The organism is Micromonospora sp. GCM10011542 (assembly GCF_042650685.1).
GTDB lineage: Bacteria > Actinomycetota > Actinomycetes > Mycobacteriales > Micromonosporaceae > Micromonospora.
Genome location: NZ_JBHSBO010000068.1, coordinates 12,742 through 31,963, shown reverse-complemented (window position 1 = coordinate 31,963; position 19,222 = coordinate 12,742). Strand labels below are relative to the sequence as shown.

17 protein-coding genes are annotated in these 19,222 nt (G+C 72.5%); 3 read left to right on the top strand and 14 right to left on the bottom strand.

From position 1 onward, the window contains the following. Positions 1–17: 17 nt before the first annotated feature. The 13 genes from ACFOW4_RS29730 to ACFOW4_RS29670 form a co-directional block, all read right to left on the bottom strand. Positions 18–1,067, bottom strand: a complete 1,050-nt coding sequence (locus tag ACFOW4_RS29730; protein WP_377533618.1) for a sugar phosphate isomerase/epimerase family protein — start codon at positions 1,065–1,067, stop codon at positions 18–20. After that, positions 1,064–2,026 (bottom strand): SCO3242 family prenyltransferase, encoded by a 963-nt coding sequence (locus tag ACFOW4_RS29725; RefSeq protein WP_377533617.1) that lies wholly within the window; start codon positions 2,024–2,026, stop codon positions 1,064–1,066. Before ACFOW4_RS29725 ends, ACFOW4_RS29730 begins: the two co-directional genes overlap by 4 nt. Then, on the bottom strand, positions 2,010–3,176 hold the full coding sequence (locus ACFOW4_RS29720) for an inositol-3-phosphate synthase (RefSeq protein WP_377533616.1): 1,167 nt from the start codon (positions 3,174–3,176) through the stop codon (positions 2,010–2,012). The genes ACFOW4_RS29725 and ACFOW4_RS29720 overlap by 17 nt, the downstream gene beginning before the upstream one ends. 497 nt (positions 3,177–3,673) lie before the next feature. Next, positions 3,674–4,885, bottom strand: a complete 1,212-nt coding sequence (locus ACFOW4_RS29715) for a Gfo/Idh/MocA family protein (protein WP_377533702.1) — start codon at positions 4,883–4,885, stop codon at positions 3,674–3,676. A gap of 53 nt (positions 4,886–4,938) precedes the next feature. Then, a complete protein-coding gene (locus ACFOW4_RS29710) occupies positions 4,939–5,991 on the bottom strand; it encodes a substrate-binding domain-containing protein (RefSeq protein ID WP_377533614.1) in 1,053 nt (350 codons plus the stop codon). 94 nt (positions 5,992–6,085) lie between these two features. Further along, the gene (locus tag ACFOW4_RS29705) at positions 6,086–7,216 is read right to left on the bottom strand and encodes an ABC transporter permease (RefSeq protein WP_377533613.1); all 1,131 of its coding nucleotides are present in this window, start codon (positions 7,214–7,216) and stop codon (positions 6,086–6,088) included. Next, positions 7,213–8,835 carry a sugar ABC transporter ATP-binding protein gene (locus tag ACFOW4_RS29700; protein WP_377533612.1) on the bottom strand — a complete coding sequence of 541 codons (1,623 nt, stop codon included), beginning with the start codon at positions 8,833–8,835 and terminating at the stop codon, positions 7,213–7,215. The genes ACFOW4_RS29705 and ACFOW4_RS29700 overlap by 4 nt, the downstream gene beginning before the upstream one ends. A 28-nt stretch (positions 8,836–8,863) precedes the next feature. Beyond that, the gene (locus ACFOW4_RS29695; protein WP_377533611.1) at positions 8,864–10,042 is read right to left on the bottom strand and encodes an ROK family protein; all 1,179 of its coding nucleotides are present in this window, start codon (positions 10,040–10,042) and stop codon (positions 8,864–8,866) included. Positions 10,043–10,448: 406 nt separating this feature from the next. Then, positions 10,449–11,570, bottom strand: coding sequence for a YihY/virulence factor BrkB family protein (locus ACFOW4_RS29690; protein ID WP_377533610.1), 1,122 nt, complete (start codon positions 11,568–11,570; stop codon positions 10,449–10,451). A gap of 62 nt (positions 11,571–11,632) precedes the next feature. Beyond that, positions 11,633–12,442 (bottom strand): ABC transporter permease, encoded by an 810-nt coding sequence (locus ACFOW4_RS29685; protein ID WP_377533609.1) that lies wholly within the window; start codon positions 12,440–12,442, stop codon positions 11,633–11,635. Between the two features lie 11 nt (positions 12,443–12,453). Further along, a complete protein-coding gene (locus ACFOW4_RS29680) occupies positions 12,454–13,254 on the bottom strand; it encodes an ABC transporter permease (RefSeq protein WP_377533701.1) in 801 nt (266 codons plus the stop codon). 156 nt (positions 13,255–13,410) lie between these two features. After that, a complete protein-coding gene (locus tag ACFOW4_RS29675; RefSeq protein WP_377533608.1) occupies positions 13,411–13,602 on the bottom strand; it encodes a DUF397 domain-containing protein in 192 nt (63 codons plus the stop codon). Next, complete coding sequence (locus ACFOW4_RS29670; protein WP_377533607.1) at positions 13,593–14,396, bottom strand: Scr1 family TA system antitoxin-like transcriptional regulator; 804 nt, start codon at positions 14,394–14,396, stop codon at positions 13,593–13,595. The genes ACFOW4_RS29675 and ACFOW4_RS29670 overlap by 10 nt, the downstream gene beginning before the upstream one ends. 213 nt (positions 14,397–14,609) lie before the next feature. Here ACFOW4_RS29670 and ACFOW4_RS29665 point away from each other — a divergent pair, with 213 nt between their 5' ends. Beyond that, a complete protein-coding gene (locus tag ACFOW4_RS29665) occupies positions 14,610–14,837 on the top strand; it encodes a flavin reductase (RefSeq protein WP_377533606.1) in 228 nt (75 codons plus the stop codon). 1 nt (position 14,838) lies between these two features. Here ACFOW4_RS29665 and ACFOW4_RS29660 read toward each other — a convergent pair whose 3' ends face one another. Further along, positions 14,839–15,771 (bottom strand): ABC transporter ATP-binding protein, encoded by a 933-nt coding sequence (locus tag ACFOW4_RS29660; RefSeq protein ID WP_377533605.1) that lies wholly within the window; start codon positions 15,769–15,771, stop codon positions 14,839–14,841. Positions 15,772–15,938: 167 nt separating this feature from the next. Between ACFOW4_RS29660 and ACFOW4_RS29655 the strand changes: the two genes are divergently transcribed. Together ACFOW4_RS29655 and ACFOW4_RS29650 are read left to right on the top strand one after the other, a co-directional pair. Further along, positions 15,939–18,206 (top strand): TRAP transporter permease, encoded by a 2,268-nt coding sequence (locus tag ACFOW4_RS29655; protein WP_377533604.1) that lies wholly within the window; start codon positions 15,939–15,941, stop codon positions 18,204–18,206. Further along, positions 18,203–19,222, top strand: a complete 1,020-nt coding sequence (locus tag ACFOW4_RS29650; protein ID WP_377533603.1) for a TAXI family TRAP transporter solute-binding subunit — start codon at positions 18,203–18,205, stop codon at positions 19,220–19,222. The genes ACFOW4_RS29655 and ACFOW4_RS29650 overlap by 4 nt, the downstream gene beginning before the upstream one ends.

Genomic DNA, 19,222 nt, shown 5'->3' with positions numbered 1-19,222 from the left:
GCGTCCTTTGCTCTGCTTCACTCCACGCGACGGTCGGTGTCCGGATACCGGACGTCGGCTGTTGCGTCCGCTGAAGCAGAGCAAAGGATGCGGGCGGGCACCTCGTCCTCGGTGCCGCCATCGGCCCGTGTGACGGTGCCGCCATCGACCGGGCCGGCGGTGTGGCCGCCGGTCGCGGCGGCGCTCGCCGTGGTGGTCGAGGCGGCGCGCAGGAAATCGATCGAGCGGGCGGCCACGGCGGGCGCGGCATGCGAGTCGCGGGGCAGTTCCACGGCGACCAGTCCGCGGTAGCCGGCGTCGCGCAGCGCGGTCAGCGCCGGCGGGAAGTCGATCTCCCCGGTGCCGAATTCCAGGTGCTCGTGCACGCCCCGGCGCATGTCGTCGATCTGGACGTTGACCAGGTGCTCGGCCACCTCGTGCACGCACCGCGGCACCGGCCACGGCTCCAGGCAGCGGCAGTGCCCGATGTCGAGGGTGATGCCGAAGCGGGGCGGCTCGCCGAGCGCCGCGCGCAGCCGCCGCCAGCCGGCGATGTCCTCGACCAGCATTCCCGGTTCCGGTTCGAACCCGAGGCTCACGCCGGCGGCGTCGGCCGCGTCGACCACCGTGGCGCAGCCGGCGACCAGCCGGTCCCAGGCGGTCTGGGGTGGGACCGACCCGGGGCGGACGCCGGCCCAGAAGGAGACCGCCTCCGCACCGAGGTCGGCGCCGATCCGTACCGCCCGGCGCAGGAACTCGATCCGCCGGGTCGGGTCGTCGTGCAGCAGGGTCGGGGCGTGCTTGTGCCACGGGTCGAGCAGGTAGCGGGCCCCGGTCTCGATGACCACCGCGAGGCCGAGCGTGCTCAGCCGCCGGGCGACCGCGGCGATGCGGTGGGTGAGGCCGGGCGCGAACGGGTCCAGGTGGTCGTGGTCCAGGGTGAGCGCCACCCCGACGTAGCCGAGGTCGGCGATGACGGCCAGCGCGTCGTCGAGCCGGTGGTTGGCGAAGCCGTTGGTGCCGTACCCGAAGCGCAGCGTCCGGTGGTCGTCGCCCGGCGGCACCGCACGGGGTTGCGGGGCGGTCATGTCGGCGAGAGCTTCCGGGCGAGTCGCCGGCCCAGGGGCGCCGCCGCCGCGACGGCCAGCCCGAGCAGGCCGGCGCCGCTGCGTGCGGTCAGTGCCCCCTGCAGGGCGGGCAGTCCGGTGATTCCGGCCCCGACGGCGGCGCGGACCCGTCCGGCCGACGGGTCGCGCACCACCCGGGCCTGGGCGGCGCCGTACCGGGCGGCGTACCAGCCGGCCAGCACCGCCGGCAGTGCGGCGGCGATCGCGGCCGACCGGGTCCGCCCGGGACCGTGCCCGGCGGCGATCACGTCGGCGCGCTGGTCGTCGGCGGCGCATCGGGCGGCGCCGCGGAAGGCGGGTCGGGCGGCGGGTCGGGCGGCGGGGGCGGCGGCGCTGGCTGCGACCAGGGCGGTGCCGGCCAGGGTGCGCAGCGGCAGGGCGGTGTCGGCGCCGGTGACCTCGCGGCGGGACAGCGCGGTGACCGTCCAGGTGTGCGCGGCGACGGTCACCGCCGCCGGCAGCGCCCGGTGCAGCCGGCCACCGGACGCGCCGAGCAGCACGTCCAGCCCCCGGCAGGCGGCCATCACGGCCGGACCGGCGGCGGTGTTCTTCGCCAGCAGGTCGTACCCCCAGACGGCGGCGGCCAGCGGCACGGCCAGGGCGGTGGCGCGGCGACCGCCCGCGGCGGCGGCCAGGCCCAGGCCGGCGGCGGTGAGCCCGGCGGCGATCCCCACCGCGGCGGCCGGTGCGACCCGGCCGCTGGGGATCGGCCGCTCCGGCCGCTCGACGGCGTCCAACCGCCGGTCGGCCCAGTCGTTGGCCGCCATGCCGGCCCAGTAGAGCAGCACCGAGGCGCCGGCCAGGGCGGGGGTACGCCGGTCCAGCGTGCCGGCCGCTGCCGCACCGGCGACGACGTCCCCGGGTACGGAGAGCGCGGCCGGCACCCGGACCAGCTCGGCCAGGTCAGCCAGCGTGGTCATGTCCACCGTCCCGGCCGGCGTGCAACCGCCGGGTGAAGGCGGCCAGGAGGGCCCACTGCTCGGCCAGCGAGTGGGTCGGCGCGCCCAGCGGGTCCTTGAAGAAGAACGCCAGGTCGGGCAGCGGCCCGACGTGTCCGGCGGCGTGCGCGGCGGCGGTGAGCCGGGCCAGGTCCAGCACCAGCGGCGCGGCGAGGGCGGAGTCGCAGCCGTGCCAGGTGAACTCCATCCGCATCCCGGTGCCGAGGAACCCGGCGAAGGTGATCAGATCCCAGGCGGTCTTGAAGTCGCCCAGCTCCTCCACGTACTCGATGCGGGTGCCGCCCTGCGGCAGGTAGCCCAGCGTCTCGCCGAGCACCCGCTGCTTGCTCTGCACCTTGGCCGCGTTGGCGGCCGGGTCGGCGAGCGTGGCGCCGTCGCCCCCGCCGAGCAGGTTGACCCCGGACCAGGAGCGCACCGCGAGGTGCCGCATCGCGAACATCGGCGCGAGTACCGACTTGACCAGGGTCTCTCCGGTCTTGCCGTCGTGCCCGGCGTAGGGCAGCCCGGTCTGCTCAGCCAGCGCGGCCAGCGCCGGCAGCCGCAGCCCGGTGGACGGGGTGAAGTCGACGTACGGGCAGCCGGCGGTCAGCGCCGCGTACCCGTAGAGCGAGCTGGATGGCAGCACCTCGTCCGGACCGGTCAGCGCGGCGCGCAGCGCCTCCGGGTCGGCGTGCCCGGGGTGCGGCCGGGGGGCGGGTTCGGTGGCGGAGACGTTGACCACGACCACCCGGTCCAGCCCGTGCCGGTCGCGGAACTCGGTGAGGTCGCGGGTGACGGCGGCGGCCCGGTCGGCCTGGGTGGCGCCGGTGGGTGCCGGGCGCAGGTCGCGCTCGACGGCGGCCAGCTCGTCGGGAAGGGCGGCGACCAGCCGGCCGGGGACCACCCCGGCGGCGGCCAGCGCCTCGGCCCGCTTGCACAGCGGGGTGGTGGCGATGTCGTGCCCGCCGAAGACCAGGTCGGCGAAGGCCGGCAGGGCGGGGCCCCGCAGCTCGGGCAGTTCGGTCACGCAGCCGGTCGGCCCGGCCAGGCCGGCCCGCAGGGCGAGCCCTCCGACGATGCTCGTGGTCGCGACGGAACCCCGCGCTCCCACCAGCCAGACACCCGTTCGCATGGTGCTCCTTCCCGTTCAGGAGGAACGGTCGGTGCAAGTAAATATAGGAATATCAGAATATTCCTCGGAAAGATACGGCTTGGGTGGATGGGCCCCGTCCGCCCGTCCGCACCGGGAGGACACCGGACCCGGCGTTGACGTCGGCGGCGCCGACGCCGGACCGGTTCCCGGTACGGGTGCGGACAGACGGGGCTGGTAGGCAGGGTCGGTCGGCGTCTCGACCCTGCCTCCCCCGCGTCCGGCCGACCGGGGCGCGAAGCGCGCTCCGACCGGGTTGATGGCGGTCCTCCGGTGCGACCGGGGAATCCCGGTCCGGCCGCACCGGACGACCGTCCTGCTCGTGCGCCACCGGGCCGTGAAGCCCGGCTGCACGCCCTCCGGATCCGACCTCGTACCGACCGCGGGGCGCAACCGCGGCCGGTCCCTCGCCGGTTCGGTCCGGAAAGCCGGTTCGGGCGGTGCCGGCGGACGGACCGCCGGCATCGCGTTGGACAGGGTCAGACGGCCAGTGCGGCGAGTGCCGGTTCCACCTCGGTCCAGGAGGAGCCGAGGTCCGCCGAGCGGGTCACCGCGTCCAGCACCAGCTGGACCTGCAACGCGTCGGCGAACGAGGGAGCCGGGTCGGCGCCGGTGGCGACCGCCTCGATGAAGTCCCGCATCTGGTGGGTGAAGGAGTGCTCGTAGCCGATGATGTGGCCCGGTGGCCACCACGCCGACATGTACGGGTGCTCGCCCTCGGTCACCAGGATGCGGGTGAAACCCTGCTCCGCGGTGGGCCGCGTCGCGTCGTAGAACTCCAGCTCGTTGAGGCGTTCCAGGTCGAAGACCACGCTGCCGAGCGAGCCGTTGATCTCGACCCGGAGGGCGTTCTTGCGACCGGTGGCGAACCGGCTCGCCTCGTACGTGGCCAGCGCGCCGCCGTCGAGACGGGCCACGAAGACCGCCGCGTCGTCGACGGTGACTGTCCCGGTGGCCGGAGCGTGCCCGTCCACCGCGCCGTGGCCGTCGACCGACCCCGCACCGTCCAGGGTGGCTGCCAGCCCGCTGGACCCGGCCGGCAACGGCCGCTGCTTGACGAACGTCTCGGTCACCGCGCTGACGCCGGTGATCCGCTGGCCGGTGACGAACTGGGTGAGATCGATGATGTGCGCGCCGATGTCACCGAGCGCGCCGGAGCCCGCCCTGTCCTTCTGCAACCGCCAGACCAGCGGGAACTGCGGGTCCACGATCCAGTCCTGCAGGTACGCCGCCCGGACGTGCCGGATCACCCCGAGGCGCCCCTCGGCGACCAGCTGGCGCATCATCGTGACCGCGGGGACCCGGCGGTAGTTGAACCCGCACATCGACCGCACCCCGCCGGCCTGGGCGGTGGCCGCCGCAGCGGTCATCGCCCGAGCCTCGGCCACCGTGTTGGCCAGCGGCTTCTCGCACAGCACGTGCTTGCCGGCGGCCAACGCGGCGAGGGCTATCTCGGCGTGGCTGTCACCCGGGGTGCAGACGTCGACCACGTCGATGTCGTCCCGGCTGATCAGGTCACGCCAGTCGGTGGTGTACGCGTCCCAGCCGAGCCGGTCGGCGGCGTCGGCCACCTTTCCGGTGTCCCGGCCGCAGATCAGCGCCATCCGGGCCCGCGCCGGCAGGTCGTACACGCGGTTCACGGTGCGCCACGCCTGTGAGTGCGCGGCACCCATGAATGCGTAGCCGACCATGCCGACCCGCAGTTCTCTTTCCGTTGTGGACAAGGTGGGTCTCCCCCCGTGTGTCAGAACCCGAGCTTCTCGTAGCTGCTCGCGTTCTCCTTGGTGATCGTCTCGGAGGCGAGGGTCACTTCCTTGGGCACCTGGAGCTCCGTGAGGTCGTCCAGGCCGCGACCCTGGGCGATGAGCCGGGCGAGTGAGATCGCCGACGAGGCCATCGACGGGTTGTAGGTGACCGTCGCCTTCAGCACGGAGTTGTCGGCCTTGATCGCGTCGATCGCGACCTTCGCGCCGGCGCCACCGACCATGAAGAACTCCTTGCGGCCCGCCTGGTTGATGGCGGCGAGGACACCGATGCCCTGGTCGTCGTCGTGGTTCCAGATGGCGTCGATCTTCGGCAGCGCCTGGAGCAGTTGGGCTGCCTCGCGCTGGCCGCTGTCGGAGGTGAACTCGGCCGAGCGGCGGTTGGTGACCTTGAACCCGTACGTCGCCAGTGCGGCGGCGAAGCCGGCGCTGCGCTCGACGGTCAGCGGGATCTCCAGACCGGCGATCTCGCCGATGACCGGGTTGGCGACACCCTTGTCCTTGAGCTGCTTGCCGATGAAGTGCCCGGCCGACACACCCATGCCGTAGTTGTCGCCCTTGATCACCAGCCGCGAGGCCAGCGCGTCGGGGAACACCCGGTCGAGGTTGACGATCGGGATGCCCGCCTGCATCGCCTGGAGGGCGACCGCGTTGACCTCCTTGCCGTCGTGCGGCAGCACGACGATGATGTCCGGCTTCTGGGCGATCAGCGTGCCGAGCGTCGAGCGCTGGGCCTCGGAGGTCGTCCCACCGTCGACCTCCTTGAACTCCACGTCGGGGTAGGCGGCGGCCTGGGCCTTGGCGTTGGCGTGGATCGCGCCCATCCAGCCGTGGTCGGCGGCCGGGGCGGAGAAGCCGATGACGACCTTCTTGCCCGGGGCGTTGTTGCCTTCACTGCTGCCGGCGGCCTTGGTCTGGGTGCTGGCCGCCGGGGTCTCGTTGCTGGTGCAGGCGGTGAGCAGGGTGGCGGCGCCGACGGCGGCCCCACCGAATAGCAAGCGACGACGCGACAGGTCGCGGCTGTGCTGGGTCATGACGACCTCCTGGAAACGGGGTGGAGTTGTTGAGGGTGTGCGAGATCCGGCCACTGTCGAGGATCTCGACGTCGCCAGGACAACGTGCGGTGCGTCAGGTTGTGGTGGTGAGCCTGTTCCGCGCGAGGAGCCGGGTGAGGGACTTGAACTGGAACTGCTGGACGAGGACGGCGGCGACGATGATGCCGCCCTTGACCATGTTCTGCGCCTCGATGGAGAGGCCGTTGATGGCGAAGAGGTTGGTGATCGTGGCGAAGATGATCACGCCGAGCAACGAGCCGACGATCGTCCCGCGACCACCGCTGAGCAGCGTGCCGCCGATGATCGCGGCGGCGATCGCGTCCAGCTCGTAGAGGTTGGCCATGGCCGCCTGGGCCGACGTGGCCTGCGAGGTGAGCATGATCGCGGCGATGCCGCAGCACAGGCCGGACAGCGCGTACAGCAGCATGGTGTGCCGGCGCACGTTGATGCCGGCCAGTCGCGCGGCCTCCGGGTTGCCACCGACGGCGATGGTCCGTCGGCCGAACGTCGTCCGGTTGAGCAGGATCCACCCGGCCAGCACCACCGCGCCGAGGATGTAGACGAGGATCGGGATGCCGAGCACCTTGCGCGCCGCGATGTCGTTGATGAAGGTGCTGGTCGACACCTGGGTCTGCTTGTTGGAGATCGACGCGGCGAGCCCGCGCGCGGCCACCAGCATCGCGAGCGTCGCGATGAACGGCACCAGCCGCCCGTACGAGATGAGCACGCCGTTGACCAGACCCACGCAGATGCCGACGACGATGGCGGCGAAGATCATGCCGCCGGCGCCGTAGCTCTGGGTGGCGACCGTGGTGCACCAGACCCCGGCCAACGCGACGATCGCTCCGACCGACAGGTCGATCCCGCCGCCGATGATCACGAAGGTCATCCCCACCGTGACGACGCCGACGACCGAGGCGAGCTGGAGGATGGCCAGCACGTTGTTCCAGACCCAGGTGGGATCGTCGTAGAGGTCGGGCTTGGTGACCGCGCCGACCAGGATGAGCGCGGCCAGCACACCGATCAGGCCGAGGTTGCGCTTGACGCCGTCGCCGTTCTCTCCTCGCCACCAGGAGAGCCGGCCCCTGGCTGCCGCCTTGTCGCTGGCCACCGCCGTCTCGGCCGGGTCCACCGGCGGCGACTGCGCCGGCAGCGCGGCCGGGCGGTCCGGTGCCGCCGTGGGGGTGGGAGTCGCGTCACTCATGCCGGTGCGCCTTCCATCAGGGACCCCGCCATGACGAGGTCGAGCACGGTGTTCTCGTCGAGTTCGCCGGCGGGGGCCTCGTGGATGACCCGGCCCTCCCGCATGACCAGTACGCGGTCGGCCAGGCCGAGCACCTCGGGCACCTCGCTGGAGACCAGCAGCACCCCGACGCCCTGGCCGGCCAACGCCCGGATGACCTGGTAGAGCTCGGCCCGCGCCCCCACGTCGACCCCGCGGGTCGGCTCGTCGAGCAGCAGCAGTCTGGTGCCGCCGAGCAGCCACCGACCGACCACGACCTTCTGCTGATTGCCCCCGGAGAGCGTGCGTACCGGTCGACCGACGTCCCGGGGCCGCAGCTCCAGGCTCTCGGCGATCCGGTCCGCCTCGGCTCGTTCCTTGGCGGCGTTGGTGAAGCCGAGCCGCGCGTACCGGCCGAAGGTGGCCAGCGTGACGTTGCGGTAGATCGGCTCGCCGAGCAGCAGTGCCTGGCTCTTGCGCTCCTCCGGTGCCATCCCCATTCCGGCCCGTACCGCCGCGCCGACACCGGCCCGCAGCGCCCGCCCGGACATCCGGACCGTGCCGGACTCGGGCAGCCGGGCGCCGTAGATCGTCTCCAGCAGCTCGGAGCGGCCGGAGCCGACCAGCCCCGCGATGCCGACGATCTCGCCGGCCCGGACGTTGAGCGACACGTCGGCGAACTCGCCCGTCCGGGTCAGCCCGTCGACCTGGAGCAGCTCCGCGCCGGCCGGACCGGCCGCCGGGCGCTCCGGGAAGACGTACTCGATGCTCCGGCCGGTCATCCGGCTGACCAGCTCGCGGGTGGAGGTGTCGCGGGCCGGCAGGTTCGCCGCGGTGGTCCGGCCGTCCTTGAGTACGGTGACCCGGTCACCGATCTCGCGGATCTCCTCGAGGCGGTGGGAGATGTAGATGACGGCGATGCCCTGGGCGGTCAACTCCCGGATGATCCGGAACAGGTTGCCGACCTCGTCGTGGGCCAGCACGGCGCTCGGCTCGTCCATGATGATCAGCCGCGCCTCGTGCGACAGCGCCCGCGCCATGCTGACGATCTGCTTGCCGGCCGCCGGCAGCGCCCGGACCATCCGACCCGGCGGGATCTCCACGTGCCCGAGCCGGCCGAGGATCTGCCGCGTCCGGCGGGCCATCTGCCCACGGCGGACGAAGCCGAGCTGGCGCGGCTCGTGGCCGAGGAAGGCGTTCTCCGCGACCGACAGGTCCTCGACCAGGTCGAGCTCCTGGTAGATGGTGGCGATGCCGGCGCGCATGGCGGCCTGCGGGTTGGCGAAGGCGGCGGGCTCCCCGCGCCACTCGATTTGCCCGGAGTCCGGCTGGTGCACCCCGGCCAGGACCTTGATGAGGGTGGACTTGCCGGCGCCGTTCTGCCCGAGCAGGCAGTGCACCTCGCCGGCGCGTACCTCCAACTGGACCCCGTCGAGCGCGCGTACGCCGGGGAAGGTCTTGACCACATCGGTGAGACGCAGGACCACCTCGCCGGCGACGGTGTCGGCAGGGGCCTCGACCAGCGGCGCATCGGTGCCGGCGTCCGCCGCGGCGGTGGCGCGGTTCTCGTCGGGCTGGGCCACGGTCTCCTCCTCGCTCATGATGTTCTTCCGGGTCGCGACGGCTGAGTCATGACGCTTCTCCGAAGGCGACGTCGCTGGCGAGCACGGCGGCGCCGGCGACGCCGGCGCGCGGGCCCAGCTCGGAGAGGACGACGGGCAGGTTGCCGGTGGCCAGTGGCAGCGACCGGCGGTAGACCACGCTGCGGATCTCGGCGAGCAGGATGTGCCCGAGCTGGGCGAGCCCGCCGCCGATCACGATCATCGAGGGGTTGGTGAAGCTGACCAGGCCGGCCAGCACGCCGCCGACCCGTCGACCGCCGTCGCGGATCAGCTGGATGCAGGTGACGTCGCCCTCGACGGCGCCCTCCGCGACGTCCAGGGCGGTCACCACGCCGCGCGCGGCGAGCCGCTCGGCCAACGCCGGCGACACCCCGCTGCGGGCGGCGGCGCTCGCGTCCTTGGCCAGTGCGGCACCGCTGAACAGCGCCTCCAGGCAGCCGACGTTGCCGCAGGAGCACATCGGACCGTGCGAGTCGACCTGGATGTGGCCGATGTCCCCGGCGCAACCGTCGGTGCCCCGGTAGACCTCACCGCTGAGGTAGATCCCGCACCCTATTCCGGTGCCGATCTTCACGAAGAGGAAGTCGTCCACCGAGTGGGCGACCCCGCCGTGCCGCTCGCCGATCGCCATGATGTTGACGTCGTTGTCGACGACCGCCGGGCAGCCGTGCTCACGGGTGAGCAGTTCGCGCACCGGGAAGCGGTCCCAACCCGGCATGATCGGCGGCGAGACCGGTACGCCGTCCCGGAAGCTGACCGGGCCGGGAACCCCGATGCCGACCGCGTCCAGCCGCTCGTAGGCCCCGTCGACCTTGGCCTTGTGCAGCAGCTCGTTGACCCTCTGCAGGGTCACCTTGGGTCCGTTGCGGATGTCGGCCGGCTCGCCGTAGTGGGCCACCGGCTCCAGCCGCCCGTTGACGACCTCGACGTCGATCGAGCTGGCGCCCAGGTCGACGGCGGCGAACCGCAGGTGCGGGCTGAGCTCCACCAACGTGGATCGGCGACCGCCCCGGGACGCGGCCAGCCCCGCCTCGGCGACGTAGCCGAGGGTGACCAGCCGCTCCAACTCGGCGAGCAGGCGGGGGCGTGGCATCTGCAACCGGTCGCCCAGCTCGGCCCGGGACACCGCACCCTCGTCGCGGAGCAACCGCAACAGGCGTACGTGCAGTGGATCCTCCGTCCGCACCGGGACTCACCTCCGCATCGACGCCGTTCACATCGACGCGATGGCGATGTGTTGTGTCCGACACAGTAGGAGCCTTCGGAGGCGCGTGTCCAGAGCTTCGGCCTATCCGATGCCAACTTTTGTCCGTTCGAACAAAAGCTAATAGTGGATCAAGAAAAGCCCGTACGCACGGGGCCGGGCGCCGGCCGACACAGCCAGGCGCGGCCTCGACGACCGCCGGACGCGGGCAGCGCGGCTTGATCGACTCAAGATCCTTGAAGTCGGGGTGTCCGGCGCGCTGGGAAGGCCCGATTTCCTTCATACCGAGTGGATCAGGCGGACCTGCCGGCACAGGGAGCGCGGTGACGGGGCGTGGCACACGGCGCCCCGCCACCCGGGTGCGGTGGCGGGGCGTGGTGCGGGGAGGTCAGCGGGGACCGGCGGAGTTTCGCTTCTTCTTGAGCTTGCGGTCGTCGCGCAGTTCGACGTACGGCTCCTCGTCGGCCGAGTGCCCGGCCGAGATGGCGCGGCTGCGCTCCAACTCGGCGTCGAACTCGGCGCCCAGCAGGATCGCGATGTTGGTGAGCCAGAGCCAGATCAGGAAGATGATCACCCCGGCCAGCGCCCCGTAGGTCTCGTTGTACGAGCTGAAGTTGCCCACGTAGAGGGCGAACAGACCGGAGATCACCAGCCAGATCACCACGGCCAGCACGCCGCCCGGGCTGACCCAGCGGAAGCCGCCGTGCCGCGCGTTGGGCGAGGCCCAGTAGAGGATCGCGAACATCAGGCTCACCAGGATCAGCAGCACCGGCCACTTGGCGATGTTCCAGACCGTGACCGCGGTGGAGCCCACACCGATCGCGTTTCCGACGATCTCGGCGAACCGGCCGGTGAAGACCACGATCAGCGCGCTGAGCAGCAGCAGCACGCCGACCACCGCGGTCACCCCGAGGCGGATGGGCAGCGTCTTCCAGATCGGCCGCCCCTCCGGCACGTCGTAGATGCTGTTCGAGGCGCGCATGAACGCGGCGATGTAGCCGGAGGCGGACCAGAACGCGGCGAGCAGACCGATGATCGCCGCCACGCTGGCCAGCCCACCGCTGCTCTGTGCCTGGCCGATCGCATCCGTGATGATCTTCTGGATGCTCGGCTCGGGGACGGCCTGGCCGATGGTGTCCTTGACGGTGTTGGTGGCGCCCGCCCCGAGCAGGCCGAGGATGGAGATCAGCACCAGCAGGCCGGGGAAGATGGAGAGCACCCCGTAGTAGGTGAGCGCCGCGGCCCAGTCGGTCAGGCTGTCGTCCTGGAACTCCTTGACGGTGCGTTTCAGCGTCGCCTTCCAGCCGGTGCCCGGCAGGTCGGCGGGGCTGGCCGGGCCCTCGTCCGGCCCGGCCGGGCCGCTGCGCACCGGTCGGTCCCGACCGGCCCGGTCGGCGCCGCCGCGGTTGGCCGACGCGCCGCCGGAGCGGGCCCGCTCGGCCGCGGCGGTCACGGGACCGTTGTCGTCACGGTCGCGCCCGCTGCGGGCCGAAGACTCCTCGGAGGCCATCGCCCCTCCCTCACGTGTCGGTGTCCCCCCGACATGCCCCGGGAAGGGCGGTGGGTAACCACCTACCGGTAGAGCAACCTGCCCATCCGGCGCGAAGCGACCAGCAGGCCGACGGCCATCATGGCGAGCAGGTAGAGCACGTCGAGCAGCCAGGACCAGCCGGCGGTGCCGAGCGAGACACCGCGGATCAGATGCACCGCCCGGTACAGCGGGGTCACCTCGACCAGCCAGCGCAGCAGGACCGGATAGGCCTGCGCGGGCACGAACGTGCCGGAGAAGAGGAAGAGGGTGAACTGGGCCGACCCCATCAGGTCGAAATCCTGCCAGCTACGCATGAAGGTGGACAGCGCCATGCCGAGCCCGCCGAACGCGAACCCCACCAGTACCGCGGCCGGGAACGCGGTCATCGCCCGCGCCACGGTGGTCAGGTCGAGCGCGACCATCACCCCCAGGAAGGCAGCGGAGTAGGCGGTTCCCCGCAGCATCGCCCAGCCCAGCTCACCGACGGCGATCTCGAACGGCCGCACCGGGGTGGCGATCACCCCGTCGTACAGCTTCATGTACTTCATCTTGCCGAAGAAGTTGAAGGTGGTCTCGGCGAGCGCCCCGGTCATCGCCGAGGAGGCGAGCATCGCCGGGGCGACGAACGCGGCGTAGGAGACCAGCCGCCCGTCGGGCAGGGCGAGGTCGCCGACCAGGGTGCCGACACCCACCCCGATGGAGAGCAGGTAGAGCAGCGGCTCCACGAAGCCGGAGATCAGCAGCAGCCAGTAGACCGACTTCAGCGCCGCGACGTTGCGCTCGGCGACCGACAGGGACCGCCGGGACGCGGCGGAGACGTCGACCAGCCGGGGCAGGACCAGCGTGACCACGGCACCCCTTCCTAGACGACCAGCTTGCGACGGAACACCCGCAGCGCCAGCAGCCACCCGCCGAACGCCCAGGCGGCGAGGTAGAGCAGGTGCCCCGGGACCGACCACTGCGGAGCGACGCCGAGGGTGGCCGCCCGGCAGAGGTCGACGGCGTGCCAGAGGGGCGTCGCGTACGCCAGCCAGCGCAGCGCGCCGGGCAGCGACTCGACCGGGAAGAACACCCCGGCGAAGAGCGTCATCGGGATGACCGCGAAGCGGAACAGCATGGCCAGCCAACTGTCGCTGGACACCGACGCCGAGTACGCGAAGGTGGGCGCGCCCACGGCCAGCCCGAGCAGCAGCGCCACCGGCAGGGTGGCCAGCGCCCACGGTGGGCGCAGCGCCCCGAACAGCGCCGTGACCAGCAGGAACGCGGCGCTGGTGGTGAACACCCGGAACAGCAGGAACGCCAGGTGACCGGCGAGGATGTCACCCACCCGCAGCGGCGCCGCGCTCTGCGCGAAGTAGGTCTTGATCCATTGGAAGTTGCTGAACACCGGCCAGGTGGAGTCGCCGATGGCCACCTGCAGAGCGGTGGAGGCGATCAGCCCCGGCACCAGCCAGTCGAGGTAACGCACCCCGTCGACGCCCTGGTCGATGTAGGACCCGACGCCGAGCCCGAAGCCCAGCACGGTGAGCACCGGCAGCAGGAACGAGGAGAAGACGCCGGCCCGCCAGGTGCGCCGGTGGCCGACCAGGAAGTAGTTGAGCACCGCGAGTGCTGGCACCCGCGGCGACGCCGGCCGCGCCGGCTTCCGGGCCGATCCCACCACGCTCACCCCAGCACCCCCGTCCACCATGCCTTCCTACCCCGGGGGTACGACAGGCAGCGGTCAAGCTACGACGACCCGCGCCGACCTGTCGCCGCGATTTCCCGCGTCCCGCCGGCCGAGCTTCGCTTGATCGTGTGAGCGTCGCCGATCGCGGGGTCAGCGCGACCCGCCGACCCCCGCGACGAACACCCGCCACGCATCCGGCCCGAACGCCAGCACCGGACCGCCCAGATCCTTGGAATCCCGCACGGCCACCACACCGGGGAGGTTGTCGGCCACTTCCACGCAGTTACCGCCGCTGCCGTTGCTGCGGGTGCTCTTGCGCCACCGGGCGCCGCTCAGGTCCATGTCTCCGCCACTTCCGCGATCAGGTCGAGGGACTGCTGCTGTGATAGTGCCTCACCACGGATCGACTCCCACACCTCGACCATCTGCCGCACGTAGTCGGCCCGGTCGATCACCTGCCCGTGGCGCTGGCCCTCCAGGTAGACGACGTCGTCCCCGGTGGGCGCGGTGGCGATCACGAAGGGACCGTCGAGGCCAGCGTAGGCGCGGGCGGAGAGCGGCACGACCTGTATTCGGAGCCGGGGCAGCGCCGAGCCGGCCTTCACCAGGTGCCGCACCTGCTCGCGCATCACCTCCGGCCCGCCGACGCAGCGGCGCAGCACGTACTCGTCGATGACGGCGGTGAGCAGCGGTGGCCGGTCGCGGGTGAGCACACCCTGCCGGTCCAGCCGGGTCGTCACCTGCCGCTCGATCTCGTCCGGCGCGAACAACCCCGCGCCGGTCAGGATCGCCCGGGCGTACCCCTCGGTCTGCACCAGGCCCGGCACGTAGAGCGGCTCGAACGAGCGCAGCGCCGTGGCCTCCTGCTCCATGCCGGCCCAGTCGCGGAACCACGGCACCACGGCCTCCCGACTGATCCGTCGCTGGATGCGCTCGAAGCGTCCGTCCGCCCCGAACACGGTGTCGCAGCGGCGGGCGAAGTCCAGACTCGGCCGTCGCTCGCAGGTCTCCACCTTGGCCACCAGTGCGCCGGAGTAGCTCAGTGCCTCGGCCAGCGCGGTCTGGGACATGCCGGTGGTCGCCCGCGCGAGCCGCAGTTCCTCGGCGAAGTGGTCCAGCATGGACGATCGGTCCACGGACAGCCTCCGTACTTTTCCGGACCCCGCCGGCCGGGCCGGCACACGCGCTGGCGGTCGGCGCGCGCGACCTCCCACCGTAGTCGGCTGATCAGCAGACTGTCACGCAGCGGAACCGCTCACGGGATCGGACGGCGGGCGGAACCAGGCCGGGGCGCCGCACGGACGACGAGGTCCGGCGGCGCCCCCTCCCACCCCGACGGAGGCCCGCCCATGCCCCGCTACCGCCCGCACGTCGCGGCCCGACCGTCCTGGCGCTGCCGGGTCTGCGGCGCCGCCTGGCCGTGCTCCCCGGCCCGGCTGGCGCTCCTCGGCGAGTACCGCGAGAACCGCACCGGGCTGCTGATCTACCTCGGCACGTTGTTGTACGAGGCCACCGGCGACCTCACCGACGTCAACGGCCTGCCCGACCGCTTCCTCCCCTGGGCTCGGGCCCGCTGATTCAGTCGATGAGGGTGCGGCCGGTGAGGTGCAGGAAGACGTCCTCCAGGCTGGAGCGACGGACCAGCACGTTGGCCGGGCTGAGCCCGAGTGCGGCGACCTCGGCCACCGCGGCGTCGCCGTCGGGCACGTAGAGCAGGACGCGGTCGGGCAGCACCTCGACCCGCTCCCCCAGCCCCTCGAGCTTGCCGGCGAACGGCTCCTGCGACTCGGCGGCGAAGCGCAGCTCGACCACCTCGCGGGTGGAGTGCCGCTCGATCAGTGCCCGGGGTGAGCCCTCGGCGACGATCCGCCCGCCGTCCATCACCACCAGCCGGTCGCAGAGCTGCTCTGCCTCATCCATGTAGTGCGTGGTGAGCACCAGCGTGACGCCCTGCTGCTTGAGCCGGAACAGCCGCTCCCAGACCAGGTGCCGGGCCTGCGGATCGAGCCCGGTGGTCGGCTCGTCGAGGAGCACGATCTCCGGCTCGTTGACCAGCGCGCGGGCGATGGTCAGCCGGCGCTTCATGCCGCCGGAGAGCGGGTCGACCTTGCTGTCGGCCCGCTCGCTGAGCTGGACGAAGTCGAGCAGCTCGGCGGCCCGCTCCCGGGCCACCCGGCGCGGGATGCCGAAGTAGCGGGCGTAGGTGGTCAGGTTTTCCCGGACGGTCAACTCCGGATCGAGATTGTCGAGTTGCGGGCAGACGCCGAGCCGGGCCCGGATGGCCGGACCGTCGCGCACCGGGTCCATGCCGAGGATGCGCAGCTCACCGCCGCTGGGCGGGGAGGTGCAGCCGATCATCCGCATGGTGGAGGACTTGCCGGCGCCGTTGGGCCCCAGGAAGCCGAACGCCTCGCCCGGCTGCACCTCGACGTCGATGCCGTCGACGGCGGTGAAGTCGCCGAACCGTTTCACCAGCCCCCGGGCCTGGATGAGTGGTTGAGCCGTGGTCACCGCCCGACCCTAGCCGCCGGGTCCGACACCGCTCACGCCAATTCCACCCGGACGCGCGCGTGCCGCCGACACCGGCCGATGGCGGCGACCACGCCGGCGGTCGTCAGGTCGCATCGTGCCGCGCCGATGTCCCCGCGTGTCGCTAGATCGACGTGTATCGTCCTGTCGTGTCGTCCATCCGTTCACCCGACGGTTCGCCACCGCCCCCGCGCGCGGGCAACTCCACCGCCGACGGGTCGGCCGCGGGCGGGGCACCACCCCGGCCGACGCCACCACCCGCGGCCGAGACCGTGGCGGCCTGCGGCACCGAGCCGTCCAGGCCGAGTGGCGACGACGCCGCCCGCGCCATCGCCCAGCCGGCGGCGCGGGACCTGGCCGTCCAGTTCGAGGACGAGAAGCCCGGTCGGGTGTTGACCGGGCCGGCCGGGCCGCTGCTCACCGCGGCGGCACTGGCGGTCGGCGCGCTCGCCCTCTGGCAGGTGTTCCGACCGCTGCCGCAGGGCAGCAAGTACTACCTGATCATCTTCCTGGCCGGCGTACTCCCGCTGGTCTTCCTGGTCTACCCGGCCGGCCTGTGGCTGCCGGCCCGACGGCGGCCCGGCGGAAGCGGCCCGCCGGCCGCGGAGATCCTGCCGCGACCGGCCCCGGCGCGACCCACGGCGGTGGACTGGCTCCTGTTCGCCCTGGCCGTGGCCGCCTGCCTCTACCCCGTGCTGCCGATCCCGCTCGGCACGGGCGGTGGCGGCTACAACGCCTTCCTCGACCGGCAGGGCCTGCTCGCGCCGGTGGACGTGGTGCTGGGCACCGTCCTGCTGCTCCTGCTGCTCGAGGCGTGCCGGCGTACCACCGGATGGATCCTGCCCGTGGTCTGCCTGCTGTTCCTCGGCTACGGCTACTACGGCGGGCTGCTGCCGCAGGGCTGGCCGGTCGCCCACGCGGGGCTCGACTTCAGCCAGTTGGTGGACGCGTTCTACAACTCCGACAGCGGCTTCTACGGCACGCCGCTGGACGTGGCCGCCTCGTACATCGTGCTGTTCACCATCTACGGTGCGGTGCTGGACCTCTCCGGGGCCGGGCGGTTCTTCGTCGACCTGTCGGCGGCGGCGTTCCGCCGCTCGCGTACCGCCGCCGGGCGGACGGCGGTGGCCTCCGGCTTCCTGCTCGGCACCGTCTCAGGCTCCGGCGCCGCGACGACCGTGAGCATCGGTGCCGTCACCTGGCCGCTCCTGCGCCGGGCCGGCTATCCCGCCGAACGGGCCGGCGGCATGCTGGCCGCGGCCGGGGTCGGCGCGATCCTCTCCCCACCCACCCTGGGTGCGGCGGCGTTCATCATCGCCGAGTACCTGGGCGTTTCGTACCTCCAGGTGCTGGGTTGGGCCACCGTGCCGACGGTGCTCTACTACCTCGGCATCCTGCTGTCGGTGGAGATCGACGCTCGCCGCTCCGGCGTACGCCCGGTGGTGGTCGACGTCAGCTCGCCGTGGCGCCTGCTGGCCCGGTTCGGCTACCACTTCGCCTCGCTGATCGTCATCGTGGCGCTGCTCGCGGTCGGCGTCTCCGCGACGCGGGCGGTCGTCCTCGCGACCCTCCTGGCGGCCGGGCTGTCCTTCCTGGACCGCTCCCACCGGCTAACCCCGGCCCGACTCGTCACCGCGCTGGTCACCGGCGTACGCGGCGTGCTCGCGGTGACCGCCGTCTGCGCCGCTGCCGGCATCATCACGGCGACCACGACGAAGACCGGTCTCGGGCCGCAGGCGGCGGCGCTGCTGGTCGGCGGGGCCCGGGCGGTCACCTCGGACCCGACCCTCGTGCTGGTGCTCACCGCGCTGCTGGCGGCCCTCGCCCTCAGCCTGCTGGGCCTGGCCGTACCGGTGACCGCCTCGTTCGTGATCGGTTGGGTGATCATCGGCCCGGCGCTGCTCGACCTGGGCGTGACGGCTCCGGCCGTGGCGATGTTCGTCTTCTACTTCGCGGTCCTGTCCGAGGTGTCCCCACCGACCGCGCTCGCCGCCGTGGCCGCCGCCGCGGTCACCGGCGGCCGGCTCGTGCCCACCATGTGGCAGACCCTGCGCTATGCGCTGCCGGCCTACCTGATCCCGATCGCCTTCGTGATCACCCCGGCCGGGCTGGGGCTGCTCGGCATCGGCGGCGTCCAGCGGGTCGCCTTCGCGGGCGCGGTCACCGCGCTCAGCGTGGCCGTCCTCGCCGTCGCCGCCGGTGGGTGGCTGCCCGGCGTGGGCCCCGCCGGCGCCCCGGAACGCGTGCTCGGCGCCCTCGCCGGGGTCACCCTGCTCTGGCTCGAACCCGTACCGGTCACCCTCGGCGCCGCACTGGCCGCCGTGGCGGTGGCGGGCGTGTTCGTACGACGCGGATCCGCCGGTCGGACCGGCGGGCCGCGCACCGCACCGACCGACCTCCGGGAGGAGAAACTGTGAGACGAATCGACGTGAGGTTCGTGGCGGGCCTGACCGTGTCCACCCTCGTCGCGGTCGTCACCGCGGGCTGCGGGGGCCAGCAGGGCGGCGCCGCGAAGGACGACGCGGCCAGCGAGGTCACCTGCGAGGTGACCCGGGAGACCCGGGTCGGGATCGCCACCGGCAACGCGACCGGCGTCTACTACGTGGTCGGCAACGCCCTGGCCGGGCAGTTGTCCGGGGCGACCGGCGGCAAGCTGACCGGCACGGCGGCGGAGACGGGTGCCTCGGTGCAGAACGTCGAACAGTTGGTCGGCGGCCAGTACGACGTCGCGTTCTCGCTCTTCGACACGGCGGTCAACGCGGTGCAGGGCAAGGGCAGCTTCAGCGCGCCACAGCCGGTCGAGGCGCTCGCCCGCATCTACGACAACTACACGCAGGTGGTGGTCCGGGCCGACGCCGGGATCCGCTCGGTGGCCGACATGCGGGGCAAGCGCATCTCCACGGGATCCCCCAAATCCGGCACCGAGGTCATCGCCAACCGGCTGCTCCAGGCCGCGGGCCTCGATCCAGCCAGGGACATCCAGGCGCAGCGGCTCGACCTGACCAAGACGGTCGAGGGGATCAAGGACGGCAGCGTCGACGGCTTCTTCTGGTCCGGCGGCCTGCCCACCGGCGGCCTGACCGACCTGTTCACCACCGCCGGCGACAAGGTGACGTTCATCGACATCACGCCCCTGCTGCCGAAAATGACCGAGTTGAACCCGGCCTACCAGGCCGGCACGATCGGCCGGGACGCGTACCGGACGGCGACGGACACCCCGACCATCGTCGTGCCGAACGTGCTGCTGGTCCGCAAGGACCTGGACGCCAACGTCGCCTGCGCGATCACCCGGGTCCTCTTCGACAAGCGGGACGCCCTGATCCAGGCGAACGCGGCGGCGAAGGGCATCTCCCTGCAGGCCGCGCGCAGGACCGACCCGGTGCCGCTGCACCGAGGTGCCGCCAAGGCGCTGCAGGATCTCGGCGCGAACTGA

Coding starts and splice junctions, on each gene's coding strand:
- ACFOW4_RS29705 (WP_377533613.1), bottom strand. CDS start 7,216: ATGAGTGACGCGACTCCCACCCCCACGGCGGCACCGGACCGCCCGGCC.
- ACFOW4_RS29730 (WP_377533618.1), bottom strand. CDS start 1,067: ATGACCGCCCCGCAACCCCGTGCGGTGCCGCCGGGCGACGACCACCGG.
- ACFOW4_RS29710 (WP_377533614.1), bottom strand. CDS start 5,991: ATGACCCAGCACAGCCGCGACCTGTCGCGTCGTCGCTTGCTATTCGGT.
- ACFOW4_RS29675 (WP_377533608.1), bottom strand. CDS start 13,602: ATGGACCTGAGCGGCGCCCGGTGGCGCAAGAGCACCCGCAGCAACGGC.
- ACFOW4_RS29700 (WP_377533612.1), bottom strand. CDS start 8,835: ATGAGCGAGGAGGAGACCGTGGCCCAGCCCGACGAGAACCGCGCCACC.
- ACFOW4_RS29720 (WP_377533616.1), bottom strand. CDS start 3,176: ATGCGAACGGGTGTCTGGCTGGTGGGAGCGCGGGGTTCCGTCGCGACC.
- ACFOW4_RS29715 (WP_377533702.1), bottom strand. CDS start 4,885: ATGGTCGGCTACGCATTCATGGGTGCCGCGCACTCACAGGCGTGGCGC.
- ACFOW4_RS29725 (WP_377533617.1), bottom strand. CDS start 2,026: ATGACCACGCTGGCTGACCTGGCCGAGCTGGTCCGGGTGCCGGCCGCG.
- ACFOW4_RS29690 (WP_377533610.1), bottom strand. CDS start 11,570: ATGGCCTCCGAGGAGTCTTCGGCCCGCAGCGGGCGCGACCGTGACGAC.
- ACFOW4_RS29665 (WP_377533606.1), top strand. CDS start 14,610: ATGCCCCGCTACCGCCCGCACGTCGCGGCCCGACCGTCCTGGCGCTGC.